A 13,988-nucleotide genomic window follows, 5' to 3' on the forward strand; every position below is an offset into this window, starting at 1 on the left:
TTTTTGCGAAAGACGAAAGCGGGCATACTGGACTGGTGTGATTGACAGCAATCTAACCAGACAGGAGTAAAGCATGAAGATTTTCTTGACAGGCGCGGCAGGTTTCATCGGCAGTTCCATCGCGGCGGGCCTCGTGCGCGCGGGCCATCAGGTGACGGGTCTCGTACGCAAACCGGAGCAGGTGACCGAGCTGGTCAGCATTGGGGTGGAAGGTATCGTCGGTACCCTGAACGACCGCGAACTCATCATCGAGCAGGCCAAGGCGGCCGATGCCGTCATCAATGCGGCCAGCAGCGACCACCGGGGCGCTGTCGAAGCGATCCTCGAAGCGCTGGCCGGCACGAACAAGGTTTTCCTGCACACGAGCGGCTCGTCCATCGTGGGCGATGCGTCGGGCGGCGAGGGCACGGAACAGATCTATTATGAAGACAAGCTGCCGGCACCCACGGCCGACAAGGCGGCCCGGGTCGCCATCGATGACTTGATACTGGCCAGCGCAAGCCAGGGCGTGCGCGCGAGCGTGCTGTGCAACACCCTGATCTACGGCCATGGCGCCTTGCCGCGCGACAGCGTGCAGCTGCCCCGCTTGTTGAAACAGGCGCGCAAGAGCGGCATCGTGCGCCACGTGGGGCCGGGCCGCAATATCTGGTCCAACGTGCACATCGACGACGTCGTCAGCCTGTATTTGCTGGCGCTGGAAAAGTCGCCCGCCGGCACGTTTTACTTCGTCGAATCGGGCGAAGCGGCTTTCCGCGACATGACGGCCGCCATCGCCACCGCACTGGACTTGGGTCCCGCGCAGGACTGGCCGTTGCCCGAGGCCATTGCCGAATGGGGCTACGAGATGGCTTCCTACGGCCTCGGTTCCAACAGCCGCGTGCGCGGCGAGCGGGCACGCAAGCTGCTGGGCTGGCAGCCGCAGGGGCCGTCCGTGCTGGCATGGATCGAGAAGGACATGCTTAAGCCGCCGCACGCCGTCGCCGGTTGATGCAGCTCAGCAAAACAGCATCAGTGTGCGCTAGCGAACGGTGCTGTTTTGCGATCGGGAGTATGATGGCTCTGCTTGGTTGAGACGCACTGCCGTGAAGTTGGCGGCATGTTCGATCTTCCAGCAGGTCAGCCGGTCGCCTCAAGGATCGGCACCAGATTTTCGCCGCCGGCGCGTTTGCGCTCTGCGGCTGTGCACTGCAACTCCAGGTCGCGGTGTGTGCTGCGAACCCCTTCAAGGCCGGCCTAGCCGGTCTTTTTTTTGCCGGTTTTTTCTGCCGTTGCGCCATTCACCGCCACCTGTCCGCCATTCGCCGAAGCGCTGTTTTCGCGTGCCCGAAATCCGCGTATCTTTACGATCAACCAACTTCAAGGGGTGACCGTGAAACCTGAACCAGCGTATTACCGCCGTACCCAGCTGCTGTGGGGTGTGCTGCTGATCGCCATCGGCGCCATCATCCTGCTGGACCGGCTCGATGTGATCTATCTCCATGATTACTATGCACTATGGCATTATTGGCCGGTGATACTAGCCGTCTTTGGCCTCAACAAGCTGCTCACGCCCGTGTCCGCCAAGCAGGTGCTGAGCGGCCTGTGGCTGATCTTCTTCGCCGCCTGGTGGTATGTGTCGTATGAAGAACTGTGGAACTTGAATTTCTACAATAGCTGGCCCGCCTTGCTGATCGCCTGGGGCGTGGGCCTCGTGCTCGAACCGCTGTTGAACAAACATTTTATTGCCTACCGGGAGTCCGAGCATGAAAAATAGACCGCCGCTGCACTCGCCATCGCAGATCGTGCTGGGCGTCATCGTCATCGGCCTGGGGCTGCTGTTCCTGCTCGATAACCTCGGTTTCATCAATGTGCGCTATACCTTCCGCTTCTGGCCCACCATCCTCATCATTTTCGGCTTGCTGAAAATATCGCAAAGCCATTCCCGCTCCGGCTACATCCTCGGCGGTGTGATGGTCTTGCTGGGCCTGAGCTGGACCTTGAAAGCCATGGGCTTGTTCTATATCAACTGGAGCATGCTGTGGCCGCTGCTCATCATTGCCGCCGGCGTGGCCGTCGTGTCGAAATCCCTGCCAGGCGGGCGGCAGCGGCAGCGCCGCCGGCACTTTGCCGCGCCGCCCGATGCCAGCGCCGCGCCTGATGCATTCGGCCAGGCCAGGAATGGCGCCGTATCGCTCGACAAGGAAGTCGCCGGTGCCACTGCCGCTCCCGGCGCCGGCGCCCAGGCGGACGACGACAGCATCATCGAAGTGACGGCCATCCTCGGCGGCTATGTGCGACGCGTGTCGTCGCAGCGCTTCAGGGGCGGCGATATCAACGTCATCATGGCCGGCTGCGAAATCGACCTGCGCCAGGCATCGATCGAAGGCGAAGCCGTGCTCAACGTATTTGCCCTGTGCGGCGGCGTCACCATCAAGATCCCGCCCGACTGGAGCGTGGTCCTGCAGGGCACGCCCATCCTTGGCGGCTTCGAAGAAAAGACCATCGTGCCGCCGAACCAGAACAAGCGCCTGTACGTGACGGGATACGCCATCATGGGCGGCCTGGAAATCCGCAACTAGGCGCGCATGTCCGGACCTTTGTCGAAGCGGCGCGGCGCCGTCGTGGTGTTCCTGGTCTGCATCGCGCTGGGCCTGGCCCTGGCTTCCATCCTGGCCAGGGTGGCGCACGCGCCCTGGCTCAATGCCGTCCTGCTGGTGGCGCCCGCCACGCTCGTGTATGCGATCGGTTCGGGGTTTTCCGCGTTTTACCTGTGCCGTGCCTATCCCTTGCACGCCCGCCATCCGCTCGCCATCGCCGGCGTAATGGGCGTGGCGGCCCTGTTCGCGGGCTTGCTGTGGGCGACCCTGCTGCAATTTTTGAACAGCGTCAGCCTGTTGATGGAGCAGCACTGGCTGGGCGTGGACCTGACGCCATCGCTGCTGGCCCTGTTCTTCGGCCTGGGCGCGCTGCTGTATTGTCTGGCCGCCGCCGTGCATTATCTGCTGCTGGAATTCGTGCGCGCCAGGATGGCCGAGCAGCGGGGCCTGGAAGCCCAGCTGATGGCGCAGGAAGCGCAACTGCGCATGCTGCGCACGCAGATCGATCCCCATTTTCTGTTCAACAGCCTGAACTCCATCAGCGCCCTGACGTCTATCGATGCGGCGGGCGCGCGCCAGATGACCGTGCAGCTGGCCAGTTTCTTTCGCCAGAGCCTGAGCCTGGAAGCGCACAAGCACATCACGGTGCAAGAGGAACTCGTGCTGATTCGCCATTTCCTGGCCATCGAACAGGTGCGTTTCGGCGCGCGCCTGCAAGTGGCGGAAAGTGTCGACACTGCCGCGCTGGCGTGCCTGTTGCCGCCCATGTTGATACAGCCGCTGGTGGAAAATGCCGTTAAGCATGGTATCTGCGGCTTGACGGAGGGTGGCCAGATCGCCATCGAGGTGCGGCGCGCGGGCAGCCTGCTGCAGATCGCCGTGCGCAATCCCGTCGATGCGGATCAGGGGCCGGCGCGCGGCAATGGCGTGGGCCTGGAAAATGTGCGCCAGCGCCTGGCCGGCGCGTATGGCCACGAGGCCAGCGTGCACTGGGCGCGGCGCGGCGCGATGTTTGAAGTAACGCTATCGATGCCGGCACAGACCGGCGACACGGAGGAAGCATGATGCAGGCAAGAATGCGGGTGGCCATCGTCGATGACGAATTGTTGGCGCGCAGCGTGTTGCGCGAATACCTGGCGCGCCACGACGATATCGAGATCGTCGCCGAGTGCGCCAACGGCTTTGACGCCGTCAAGGCCATCGCGGAACTGGCGCCGGAACTGGTGTTTCTCGACATCCAGATGCCGCGCCTGGACGGTTTTGAAGTGGCCGAGCTGATCGGCGCGAAGACGCGTTTCATCTTTGTCACGGCCTACGACCAGTACGCCTTGAAAGCGTTCGAATGCCATGCCCTCGATTATCTGCTCAAACCGTTCAGCGAACAGCGCTTCGACCAGGCGCTGGCCCATGCGCGCGCCCACCGCAGCGTGCCCCAGACTGTGCAAACGCTGGCGCGCGAAGCGGCCACGCGCGCCGCGCCTTTGGACCGCGTGCTGATTCGCGATGGCGCCAAGGTCCACGTCATCTCCAGCGCGCGCATCGATTACATCGAGGCGCAGGACGATTACATCAGCATCCGTTCCGAAGGCAAGTCCTACCTGAAAAGCCAGCGACTGTCGGAGCTGGAGACCCAGCTCGATCCCGCCAAGTTCCTGCGCGTGCACCGGTCGTATCTGCTCAATATCGACGGCATCCGCCGCATCGAGGCGGCAACGAAAGACAGCCACGTGGCCATCCTGCGCGACGATACGAGGATACCCGTGAGCAAGGCGGGCTATCAGAAGCTGAAGTTACTGGTTGGCTAAGTAGGTCGTGGGAAATTATTGTGAAGTTATGACGAACAGAACCGGATGCTCTGCAAGGCGCCCGCTGCGACGCAGTGCGAGCACTGCTAGCAGCGGGCAACACCGCAGAGCGCCGGTTATGGAAGTCAGAAATCACAATAATTTATTGCGACCTACTTAGCTGCACATCCCACCACGTGGGTAACAGCTGCCGTATTTCCGGGCGCGAAAAACGGTCGTCGATCAGATACACGACACCCTTGTCCGACTGCGTGCGGATGACGCGGCCGGCCGCCTGCACCACTTTTTGCATGCCCGGATATAAATAGGTGTAGTCGTAGCCGGCGCCGAAGATGTCGCCCATGCGCTGGCGGATTTGCTCGTTGACGGGATTGATCTGCGGCAAACCGAGGGTGGCGATGAAGGCGCCGATCAGGCGCGCGCCGGGCAAGTCGATGCCTTCGCCAAACGCGCCGCCGAGCACGGCAAAGCCGATGCCGCGCGTGTCCAGGCCGAAGCGGCCCAGAAATTGCGCGCGGGCAGTATCGTCCATGCGGCGCGGCTGCTGCCAGATGGGAACGTCGGGGTAGTGCTGGGCAAACAGGGTGGCCGTCTTTTCCATGTAATCGAAACTGCTGAAGAAGGCCAGGTAGTTGCCCGGCGTTTCTGCGTATTGCTTCGCCATCAGCTGGGCGATGGGCAGCAGCGAGGCGGCGCGGTGCTGGTAGCGCGTGGAAATGGTGTCGGCCACGCGCACGGATAATTGTTCCGCCTGGAACGGCGACTCCACGTCGACCCAGGCCGTGTCGGCCGGCATGCCCAGGGTGTCGCTGTAGTAATTCCACGGACTCAGGGTGGCGGAAAACAGGGCTGTGCTGTGGCTGGCCGCGAAGCGTTCCTTGAGAAACGGCGCCGGCACGATGTTGCGGATGCAGACGGTGGAGCCAGTGTCTGTTTTGCTGACGTCGAACAGCGAATGCTCGCCGAAACTTTCCGCCAGGCGGTTGATCAGCAGCACGTCAAAGTAAAAGCGCTGCAAGTCTTCGTCCAGGGCCGTGGCGTGTTCGGCCATGTAGTCGCCGATGGCCGTCGCCACGCCTTGCAGGGCGCCAAAGAATTTTTCGGGCAGGGCTGGATGCACGTGGTAATCGCCATCCTGTTCTTTCAGCAAAGCCGTCCACTGGCGCGAGAGGCGGTCGAGCGGCTTTTTCAGGACATCGGGTGCGAACTTGCGCAGCATCTTGAGGTCGATCTGTGCCAGCTCGGCTGAATACATGCTGCGCGCGCGCGACACCATATTGTGCGCTTCGTCGACCAGCACATTGACTTTCCAGTCATGCGCCAATGTCATGCCGTACAGCATGGCGCTGAGGTCGAAGTAATAATTGTAGTCGCCGATGACGACGTCGCTCCAGCGCGCCAGCTCCATGCCCAGGTAGTAGGGGCAAATACCCTGTTGCAAGGCGACGGCGCGCACGGCCTCCTTGTCGAGGATCAAACCGCTGGCCAGCGCCACCTCGCGCGCCAGCGGCAAACGGTCGTAAAAACCCTTGGCCAGCGGGCACGATTCGCCGTGACAGGCCTTGTCAGGATGCTCGCAGGCGCTGCTCTTGGCGCTCAGTTCCAGCACCCGCAAGGGCAGCAGCGGGGCGCTATCCTTGAGGATGGCGCAGGCGTCGAGCGCCATTTGCCGGCCCGGCACCTTGGCGGCGAGGAAAAACAGTTTATCGAGGCCATGCGCGGCCGTTGCTTTCAGCATGGGGAACAGGCTGCCCACCGTCTTGCCGATACCGGTCGGCGCCTGCGCCAGCAAGCCGCAGCCGCGGCTGCTGGCTTTGTACATGGCTTCTGCCAGCTGGCGCTGGCCCGGGCGGAAGTCCGCATGGGGAAAGGCCATGGCCGTGAGCTGCGCATCGCGGCTGGCGCGGTGCGCCATTTCCTGCTCGGCCCAGTCGAGAAACAGCGTGCAATGCTGTTCGAAGAAGGTGCGCAGCGCCTCGGCCGTGCACTCCTCGTGCATGACCGTTTCCTTCTGGCTCACGATATCGAAATACACGAGCGCCACGCGCAGCATGGGCAAGTTCAGCTGCTGGCACAGCAAGTGGCCGTAGATGCGCGCCTGCGCCCAGTGCAGCTGGCGGTGGTTGGCAGGCATGGCGTCCAGTTCACCCCGGTAAGTCTTGATTTCTTCCAGCTGGCGCCGGGCAGGGTCGTAGCCATCGGCACGGCCCCGCACGTGCAGGGGACCGAAGTCGCCGTACAAGCTGATTTCGCGCTGGTAGTCATCGTCGCGCCGGCTCGTCACGGTGGCGTGGCCGGCCATGCCTTCCTGCGCCGTGGGCGAGGGCGTGAAACGCAAGTCCAGGTCGCCCACCTTGGCCGTGAATTCGCACAGGGCGCGCACGGCGATGGTGTAAGTGTTGCGGCTCATGTGGCCGCCCGCCATTGCAGGTAGCACACGCTGACGGGCATGGCGTGCTGGGCGCAATACGCGATCCAGCGCAGCTGGTTGTCTTGCAGGCGGTCGCCGGGACCCTTGACTTCGATCATGCGGTAGCGCTGCTCGGTCGGCCAGAACTGGATCAGGTCGGGAAAGCCGCTGCGGTTGCTTTTAATGTCGAGCAAGATGCGCTCGAACGCCTTCTTCAGGTGGAAGGCCGGGATGCAGGCCAGGGCCAGGTCCAGCAAGCCGTCTTCCAGTATGCTCCAGCTGACGAAGGGCGAGACGATGCCGTGCTTGGCGGCAAGCGTGGCGCGGATGGCCGCGTGGTAACTGCCATCGTCCAGCTGCGCCAGGCAGGCGGCAAAATCGTTGCTGCGGCGCTGGTAAAAATCGGCGCTGTGCAAGTCGGCGGGCCCCCTGTGAAACGGGTGGAAGAAGGCGCCCGGCATGGGCTTGAAGATGGCGGGCCAGCACAGCAGGCCGAACAGCGAGTTGATCAGGGTGTTTTCCACGTAATACACGGGCGCATCGTCCTGCATCAGGTGTTGCTGCACCACCCCTTCCACGTAGCATGCCTGTTCCGGGTAGGGCAGCAGCAGGTCAATGCGTTCCACGGCGGCCGTCGCATTGGCCGCCTGCTTCGCATGGCCCAGCTTGCGCCGCAAACGGGGCGCCATGCGCAGCAGCAATTGCTGTTCCGCTTCGCTTTCCGGCGCGGCCAGGGCGATCAGCAGGCGCTCGTAGGCAGCTTGCGGCTGCTCATCTTTTTCCAGCACGCGGATGGCGCGGCCACGCGCGCCCGGATAGCGGCAATGGGCGTAGGCGCGGTAGGCGGCCGGCCAGTCCTGGCATTTCTCCAGGTGCTGGGCGATCTGGAAGCGCAGCTTGTCGCGCCGGCTGGCCAGCCAGGTATTATCTTCGGACAAGGGCAGCGCAGCCAGTTCCTGCAGCACTTCGTCCGCCGGCGCGCTGTCGTTGTAGCGTTCGCGGCACTGGTGCAGCACTTCATAGTGCTCGATATCCTGGCGCGTGCGAAATCCGCGCGACTGCGGCGAGAATTCCACTTTTTCATACTGGTACACACCGAGGTCGGACAGCACGAATTCCGACCAGTCCTGGTGATAATTGCCGAAGTAAATGAGGCGCAGGCGGTCGCACAGCGCTTGCAGACCGATGCGGTACAGTACGTCGCCGGAGGCCGGATGCCAAGCGGAGAACGGTTTATTTTCTCCGTGCTGCTCGCGCAAGGCGTCCAGCTGCTCGGCCTTGCGCGCCGCTTTCAGCGGGGCGGCGAGGTCGAAGGCCTGGACGATTTCCGCCTTCAGCAGCAAGTCGAACAGCTCCTCGAGCGCGATGACGGGATCGGCTTCGACCCATTCCAGGGCCAGCAAGGGCAGGGCAGCCGCGCGCGTGTCGCCGATTTCCGGGTAATTGAGCTTGCTGGCACGAAACAGGCAACCCTTGCGCATGACGAGGCGCACGAACAGGGCGCGCGACGACTGCGGCAGCGCGCCGAATGCGGCGATGAACTGCGTTTCTTCAGGGCTCAGCAGATCGGCGTAACGCGCGCTGATCCAGTTCAGCACGTCCTGGAAATTATCCAGATAGTACAGGGGATTTTCCAGGACTCTCAACATGGGGATGGTAATAGGGCAAGATGCAAGGTGATCGGTTTTACTGTGTTTATATACAGTTTAAACCTTCAGCCGCCGCTTGCCCAGCGATTTTATGTTCAGTCAGCCGTGCTGTAGGCAAAACTGCTGTCGAACTTTTCGTAGGGAATCAGTTTCGCGCGCAGGCTGGCCAGTTCCATATCGGTCAGCAAGCCCCGGTGCGCCTCTTTGCACCCCTTCGGCAGCGCCACGTCGTAATCGATGATGTCTCTTGCCAGCAAGGCCTGCAGCACTTCGGCTTGCCGCGCCGTCAGGTAGCGCGCATGCGTGCCCAGGGTTTTTGTCAGTTGCTCCTTGAATGCCTCGTCGCTGACGTCGTTGTACGTATCTTGGTCGGCCATGCTGTTCAACAGCATGTGAACGATGAAATCTTGCAGGTTTTTCGCCAGGTGCTGGGCTTCATTCTCGTCATGCCACAGCAGCACGACGGGCATCTCGCCGTCCTGCTGGCCTGAGGCGAAAAAGCAGTAGTGGTCGCCCGCGCCCGTTTGCGCAAACGGGATGAACTGGAAGGCGGGATCGATCTGCCGGTAATCGTCCGTATCCAGCAAGGTTTCCGCTTCCGCGGCGACGGCCTCGATGTTGAGCAATTCGAAATCGTCCGCATGCAGCAGCAGGGTGGGCCGCTCCGTCAAGGTGGGATAGACCAGCTTGTACCAGTCGGGGCCGTATTCGCCCACGGCCAGCATGCCGTCGCGCTCCAGCTGCCGATACAATGCGGGATAGGTGAAGCCGTGCTGCTGTTCAATTTCTGACAGTGTCATGTTTGCCCCGTTAAACGTGATTCGTGTGGGCATGATAGCCGAGGCCGCGCCTCGCACGCTTCACGGCAGCAACGATGGACATCATTAATAAACATTTAAGTTTGCTTGTGTGGCATGGTCACGTATGCTTGCCAGACTAACATCCGCCGAACCCGCATGAAAAACATCATCCTGATTTCCGCCGCCTGCCTGCTGGCGCTGCTGTCGACCATCGGCGCCTCGTTGCCATACCCTATCCTGCCACCCCTGTTCGCGGCAGAGGCGCCGAATGCCTTCAATAATTTCCTGGGCTTGCCGTCGAAATTGCTGTTCGGCCTGGCGTTGACCATCAACCCGCTGGGCTTGCTGATCGGCTCGGCCTTGCTGGGTCCCTTGTCGGACCGCTATGGCCGCCGTCCCTTGCTGATGCGCACGGCCGTGGGCGCCGCCATCGGCCACGCCATCACGGCCTGGGCGCTGGTGATCCAATCCTACCCGCTATTCATCGTCGCCCGTTTCATTACGGGTTTGCTGGAAGGGAACGGCGCCGTGGCGCGCGCCATGCTGGCCGACCAGTTGACGGGTCCGCTGCGCCTGCGCGCCATGTCGTGGCTGAACGGCGCGTTTTACCTGGGCTGGCTGGTGGGCCCGATTCTGGCGGGCGCGACCTTGCATTGGGGCGTGACGGTGCCGTTCTGGATCGCCGCCGCCGCCCTGATGCTGGTCGCCGTGCTGGTGGCCGTGGGTTTACAGCGTGAAACGCCCTCGCTGTTGACGACGTCGTGGTGGCAAGTGGCGCGCGACCGCCATTCGCTGAACCTCCTGCGCCATGAGGAGCTGCGCACCCTGTTCATCGTGCAACTGGCGCTGACCTGCGGCGTAGCCAGCTTTTACGAGTTCTATCCGCTGTGGCTGGTCGAGACGGCCAATTACCATGCGCGGGAGATTGCCTGGGTGAATGTGGGCCTGTGCGGCACGATGACCATCACCTCCTTGCTGGCGGGCGGACCCAGCCGCCATGCGCCGCTGCTGCGCGCCAGCTGGTACGCGTGCGGCGTGGCGCTGGCCGTAGGGATTTTGGCGCTGGGTAATATTTGGGTGGGCATCGCCGCCATCGTGCTGTTCGGTATTCCGAATGCACTGTACAACACGGTGATACAGGGCTGGTGCGCCGAGCGCTTCAGCGCGCATGGACAGGGCGCCGTGATGGGTTTGCTGGCCACGACGTTTTGCATCGCCAATATCGTCGTCGCCCTCAGCGGTTCCGTGCTGACCCTGATCGATACGCGGCTGATACTCGTCGCGGGCGCCTTGTCCGCCGCCTGGGCCGCGTGGCGCATGGCGGCCTGGCGCCGCCAGCTGGAAGGCGCCGTCGAGGCGAAGGCATGCGAGGATTTCTGCAGCTAGTAGCGGACCATCTTTCGGGGGTATGGGAGGAGGTGAATACTGGAACCTGCCGGTGGATTCATTGTAGGTCAGGTAGGTCGGATTAGCGCGCAAGCGCGTAATCCGACCTACATCGCTTACTTTTTAGCAGCCTTCGGCTTGGCCGTCGGCGCCGCTTTTTCAGCCGCGGCAGTGGCGCCGCTCGTGGCTTTTTCCGTCGCTTGCGCTACCTGTGCGCTGGCCTTGGCGATTTGCTCTTCGACAGTCTTCACGGCCTGTTTCGTGGCCTTGGTCACTTGCTCGTAGCCGAGGAAGGCGTTGTCGATGGCGGCCTTGACGATGGCGACGGCGTTTTCCGAGCCTGGAGGCACGTTTTTTGTGACGTCGTAGATCAGCGCGCTCAGATTGCTTTTCGCTTCGGCCACGTGGGCTTCTGCGGCCGTGGTGAATTCCGTGTGGATTTCCTTGATGATGTCGTCGAGTTGCTGTTTATACGCTTTGGCGCCGGCCACGCCCGGTTGCAGCTGGGCGGCGGCGGCGGCCATGGCGGCCTTCGGATCCTTGGCCTGGCTGATTTCCTTGCCGGCGGCAAGGCCATCCTCGATGCCGGACTTGGCGGTGGCCATATTCAATGCCAGCACCTGTTCCACGCCTTGCACGGCCTTCGAGGTGAGGGTGTTGAAGGTCATCAGCTGGAATTCAAACAGGGCCTTGGTGGCCGATGCGAATTGTTCGGGATTCGTAAACATGTGGTCTCCTCGGTTTGAATAGATACGTTCTTATCGTTCCATACTCTTTCGACGCCGCAATGCCATCGCTTGCTTTCAAGCCGGTGCCCCGTGTGGTCATGGCCCCATTATTTAACAAGCGCCGGTTTTTCGCAACGGCTATCTTTGTACGGTCCCGAGGCCAGTTCCCAGCCAAATCCCAGGGTGGACTGGGCGCACGACAGGGTGCCGTCGATCTTGCTGCGCCACTTGTACCAGGGGGCAGGTCCGGCCATTGCGCAGGCGCAAACTGCCAGCAGGGCCGTGGCGATCAGGTATTTCATGGGTGCTCCGAAAGAATTGCTTACGGGCATTGTAGCGCGCTTGCCGTTCAGGGCGCGGGCGATTGCGGCGCCGTGGCGGGCAGCTGCAGGGTAAAGGTGGTGCCGCTGGCGTTGCCGGTGCGGCTGGTGGCGTCGATATGGCCGCCCAGCACGCCCGTGACGATGTTGTGCGCCACATGCAGGCCCAGGCCCGAGCCGCCGGAACCGAGCTTGGTCGTGAAGAAGGGGTCGTAGACGTGCACGAGGTCGTCGGCGGCGATGCCCACGCCCGTGTCGGCGATGGACAGCGTAATCGTTTGCCCGTCGTCGCTGCCGCGCGCCCTGACGTTAATGGCGCCGCCGCTGCAGCCCTCGAAGGCGTGGCGCAGGCAGTTTTCCAGCAGGTTGCTCAGCACCTGGCCCAGCGGACCGGGATAGCTGTCCATGGCCAGGTCCTCCGGCACGTCCTGCGTCAGCGTCAGACCGGCGGCCTTGAGCTGCGTGGACAGGGGCAGCATCAGCTCGGCCACGAACTGGCGCAGCAGGAAGTGGCGGCGCTGCGAGCTGGCGCGGTCGACGGCGATCTGCTTGAAGCTCGAGACGAGGTCGGCCGCGCGCTGCAGGTTGCGCAGCATGATGGCGTCCGCTTCGCTGGCCTGGGTCAGGTAGGCGCCCAGTTCGGAGCGGCGCAAGCCGTCGAGGAAGCTGGCCTGGATTTCGCGCGTGCGCTCGGCCATCGTGGTGGCCACCACCAGGCCGTTGCCGATCGGCGTATTGAGTTCATGCGCGATGCCGGCCACCAGCGCGCCGAGCGCGGCCAGCTTATCGCGGCGCACCAGTTCCTCCTGCGTGATGGACAGGTTTTCCAGTGCGGCGGCCAACTCGCGGTTCGTCTGTTCCGAGTGTTCCTTGGCCTGCGTCAGGGCCGCCGTGCGTTCGGCCACCAGCTCTTCCAGGTGGGTGCGGTGGCGCTGCAGCTCGCGTTCGTGGCGCATGCGGCCAATTGCAATGCCGGCCAGGTCGGTCGCCGTGTCGATCAGCTCCAGGTCGCGCGCATCGGGCTTGCGCACATCGCGGTAGTACATGGCGAAGGAACCGAGCACGGCGCCATCCTGGCCGAAGATGGGGCGCGACCAGCAGGCGCGCAAGCCGAACGGCGCGGCCAGCTCGCGGTAGGGCGCCCACAGCGGATCGCACATGATGTCGCTGACGACCACGGGTTCGCGCAGGAACATGGCCGTGCCGCAAGAGCCCACGCCGGGGCCGATGGCCACGCCTTCGAGCAGTGCCATGTAGTCGGGCGGCAGGCTGGGACCGGCCGCGCTGTGCATGTGGATGCCGTCATCGTCGAGCAGCATGATGGAGCAGAGCACGCCGCGCGACTGGCCTTCGATCAGCCGCAGCAACTGGTTCAGGGTGGGAATCAGGGGCGCGCCCTTGGCGACCATTTCCAGCAGGGCGCTCTGGCCCGAGCGCATCGCTTCGGCGAGGTTGCGTTCGGTCAAGTCGATGATGCGCGCATGCACGAGCTGGCGGCCCGGCACGGACAGGCGCATCAGCCGGATTTCGCAGGCGATCGGGCGGCTGTCGCGGTGGCAGCAGCTGGCGCGGAAGACGACGATCTTGCCTTGCAAGGTATCGCGGATCTTTTCTTCCAGCAGCTGCGGCGAGGCGCGTCCATCGCTCTGATGCTGAGGGAACAGCGGCTCCATGCCGCCTTGCAGCAGCTCGGCCAGCGGCATGCCGAACAACTCTTCGGCCAGGTGGTTGGCGTCGATCAGCAGGCCATTGTCGATATCGAACAGCAGCACGGCGTCGGGCGAGCCTGCCAGGATCGAGTGGTAATTGACTTCCAGCGTTTGCGGATGCAGGGGGCGCGGCGGCGTGGTCGCACGCGGCGCGGGCGCCTCGGCCTTGTGCAGCGCCAGTTCCATGAGGATTTTTTCCGCCACGTCGCGCGCATTGAAGGGCATCTTGATGTAGTCGGAGGCGCCGGCGCCCACGCTGCGGCCCTGTTCCTCGGCGCTGGGCGTGGCCGACATCAGCAGCAGGGGCACGCTGTGGCGTCCGCCCGCATTGCGCAAGCGCATGCAGGTGGCGCCGATATTCGAGCCCGCCAGGGCTGCGTCGAGCAGGATCAGGTCCGTGCCGCCGGCCGCCAGTTCCACGCCTTCGTCGATATCGCCCGCCAGTCCCGTGCCCAGGTTATGCCGGTCCAGCACATACAGCAGTTCGCGCACTTCGTTCGGCGAATTGCTGACCAGCAGCACATTGGCCCGGTCGGTGATGGAAGAAATCAACTGATTCATGGTGTCGCGCCCTTACGCGGTTCATGGGCCTAGTATTACATCAA

Annotated in this window: 12 protein-coding genes; 6 read left to right on the forward strand and 6 right to left on the reverse strand. The window is 63.2% G+C overall.

What is annotated here, in order from left to right:
* The first annotated feature begins 73 nt into the window (after positions 1 to 73).
* The 5 genes from ASN89_RS05455 (at position 74) to ASN89_RS05475 (ending at position 4,381) form a co-directional block, all read left to right on the forward strand.
* Entirely contained in the window at positions 74 to 988 is a 915-nt protein-coding gene (locus tag ASN89_RS05455; RefSeq protein WP_058048529.1) for an NAD-dependent epimerase/dehydratase family protein, read from the forward strand.
* 381 nt (positions 989 to 1,369) lie between these two features.
* Positions 1,370 to 1,753, forward strand: coding sequence for a LiaF transmembrane domain-containing protein (locus ASN89_RS05460; RefSeq protein ID WP_034755139.1), 384 nt, complete (start codon positions 1,370 to 1,372; stop codon positions 1,751 to 1,753).
* The gene (locus tag ASN89_RS05465) at positions 1,743 to 2,558 is read left to right on the forward strand and encodes a LiaI-LiaF-like domain-containing protein (RefSeq protein ID WP_058048530.1); all 816 of its coding nucleotides are present in this window, start codon (positions 1,743 to 1,745) and stop codon (positions 2,556 to 2,558) included. Before ASN89_RS05460 ends, ASN89_RS05465 begins: the two co-directional genes overlap by 11 nt.
* A 6-nt stretch (positions 2,559 to 2,564) precedes the next feature.
* A complete protein-coding gene (locus tag ASN89_RS05470) occupies positions 2,565 to 3,641 on the forward strand; it encodes a sensor histidine kinase (protein WP_058048531.1) in 1,077 nt (358 codons plus the stop codon).
* A gap of 11 nt (positions 3,642 to 3,652) precedes the next feature.
* A complete protein-coding gene (locus ASN89_RS05475) occupies positions 3,653 to 4,381 on the forward strand; it encodes a LytR/AlgR family response regulator transcription factor (protein WP_058048532.1) in 729 nt (242 codons plus the stop codon).
* 142 nt (positions 4,382 to 4,523) lie between these two features.
* Here ASN89_RS05475 and ASN89_RS05480 read toward each other — a convergent pair whose 3' ends face one another.
* The 3 genes from ASN89_RS05480 to ASN89_RS05490 all read right to left on the reverse strand — a co-directional run bounded on the left by ASN89_RS05480 (position 4,524) and on the right by ASN89_RS05490 (position 9,240).
* On the reverse strand, positions 4,524 to 6,791 hold the full coding sequence (locus tag ASN89_RS05480; protein WP_152988445.1) for an ATP-dependent DNA helicase: 2,268 nt from the start codon (positions 6,789 to 6,791) through the stop codon (positions 4,524 to 4,526).
* Positions 6,788 to 8,440: a VRR-NUC domain-containing protein gene (locus tag ASN89_RS05485; RefSeq protein WP_058048534.1), complete on the reverse strand. Its 1,653-nt coding sequence runs from the start codon at positions 8,438 to 8,440 to the stop codon at positions 6,788 to 6,790. The genes ASN89_RS05480 and ASN89_RS05485 overlap by 4 nt, the downstream gene beginning before the upstream one ends.
* 95 nt (positions 8,441 to 8,535) lie before the next feature.
* Positions 8,536 to 9,240 carry an SMI1/KNR4 family protein gene (locus ASN89_RS05490; RefSeq protein ID WP_058048535.1) on the reverse strand — a complete coding sequence of 235 codons (705 nt, stop codon included), beginning with the start codon at positions 9,238 to 9,240 and terminating at the stop codon, positions 8,536 to 8,538.
* A gap of 156 nt (positions 9,241 to 9,396) precedes the next feature.
* Here ASN89_RS05490 and ASN89_RS05495 point away from each other — a divergent pair, with 156 nt between their 5' ends.
* Complete coding sequence (locus tag ASN89_RS05495) at positions 9,397 to 10,626, forward strand: MFS transporter (RefSeq protein WP_058048536.1); 1,230 nt, start codon at positions 9,397 to 9,399, stop codon at positions 10,624 to 10,626.
* A gap of 116 nt (positions 10,627 to 10,742) precedes the next feature.
* Here ASN89_RS05495 and phaP read toward each other — a convergent pair whose 3' ends face one another.
* From phaP to ASN89_RS05510, 3 genes are all read right to left on the reverse strand, one after another.
* Entirely contained in the window at positions 10,743 to 11,354 is a 612-nt protein-coding gene (phaP, locus tag ASN89_RS05500; RefSeq protein WP_046684733.1) for a TIGR01841 family phasin, read from the reverse strand.
* Between the two features lie 107 nt (positions 11,355 to 11,461).
* The gene (locus ASN89_RS05505; RefSeq protein ID WP_034755105.1) at positions 11,462 to 11,656 is read right to left on the reverse strand and encodes a hypothetical protein; all 195 of its coding nucleotides are present in this window, start codon (positions 11,654 to 11,656) and stop codon (positions 11,462 to 11,464) included.
* A gap of 47 nt (positions 11,657 to 11,703) precedes the next feature.
* On the reverse strand, positions 11,704 to 13,944 hold the full coding sequence (locus ASN89_RS05510; RefSeq protein ID WP_058048537.1) for an ATP-binding protein: 2,241 nt from the start codon (positions 13,942 to 13,944) through the stop codon (positions 11,704 to 11,706).
* Between the last annotated feature and the right edge of the window lie 44 nt (positions 13,945 to 13,988).

This window comes from Janthinobacterium sp. Ant5-2-1 (assembly GCF_001445815.1).
GTDB lineage: Bacteria > Pseudomonadota > Gammaproteobacteria > Burkholderiales > Burkholderiaceae_D > Janthinobacterium > Janthinobacterium lividum_E.

Coding starts and splice junctions, on each gene's coding strand:
- ASN89_RS05455 (WP_058048529.1), top strand. CDS start 74: ATGAAGATTTTCTTGACAGGCGCGGCAGGTTTCATCGGCAGTTCCATC.
- ASN89_RS05465 (WP_058048530.1), top strand. CDS start 1,743: ATGAAAAATAGACCGCCGCTGCACTCGCCATCGCAGATCGTGCTGGGC.
- ASN89_RS05470 (WP_058048531.1), top strand. CDS start 2,565: ATGTCCGGACCTTTGTCGAAGCGGCGCGGCGCCGTCGTGGTGTTCCTG.
- ASN89_RS05475 (WP_058048532.1), top strand. CDS start 3,653: ATGCGGGTGGCCATCGTCGATGACGAATTGTTGGCGCGCAGCGTGTTG.
- ASN89_RS05480 (WP_152988445.1), bottom strand. CDS start 6,791: ATGAGCCGCAACACTTACACCATCGCCGTGCGCGCCCTGTGCGAATTC.
- ASN89_RS05485 (WP_058048534.1), bottom strand. CDS start 8,440: ATGTTGAGAGTCCTGGAAAATCCCCTGTACTATCTGGATAATTTCCAG.
- ASN89_RS05490 (WP_058048535.1), bottom strand. CDS start 9,240: ATGACACTGTCAGAAATTGAACAGCAGCACGGCTTCACCTATCCCGCA.
- ASN89_RS05495 (WP_058048536.1), top strand. CDS start 9,397: ATGAAAAACATCATCCTGATTTCCGCCGCCTGCCTGCTGGCGCTGCTG.
- phaP (WP_046684733.1), bottom strand. CDS start 11,354: ATGTTTACGAATCCCGAACAATTCGCATCGGCCACCAAGGCCCTGTTT.
- ASN89_RS05505 (WP_034755105.1), bottom strand. CDS start 11,656: ATGAAATACCTGATCGCCACGGCCCTGCTGGCAGTTTGCGCCTGCGCA.
- ASN89_RS05510 (WP_058048537.1), bottom strand. CDS start 13,944: ATGAATCAGTTGATTTCTTCCATCACCGACCGGGCCAATGTGCTGCTG.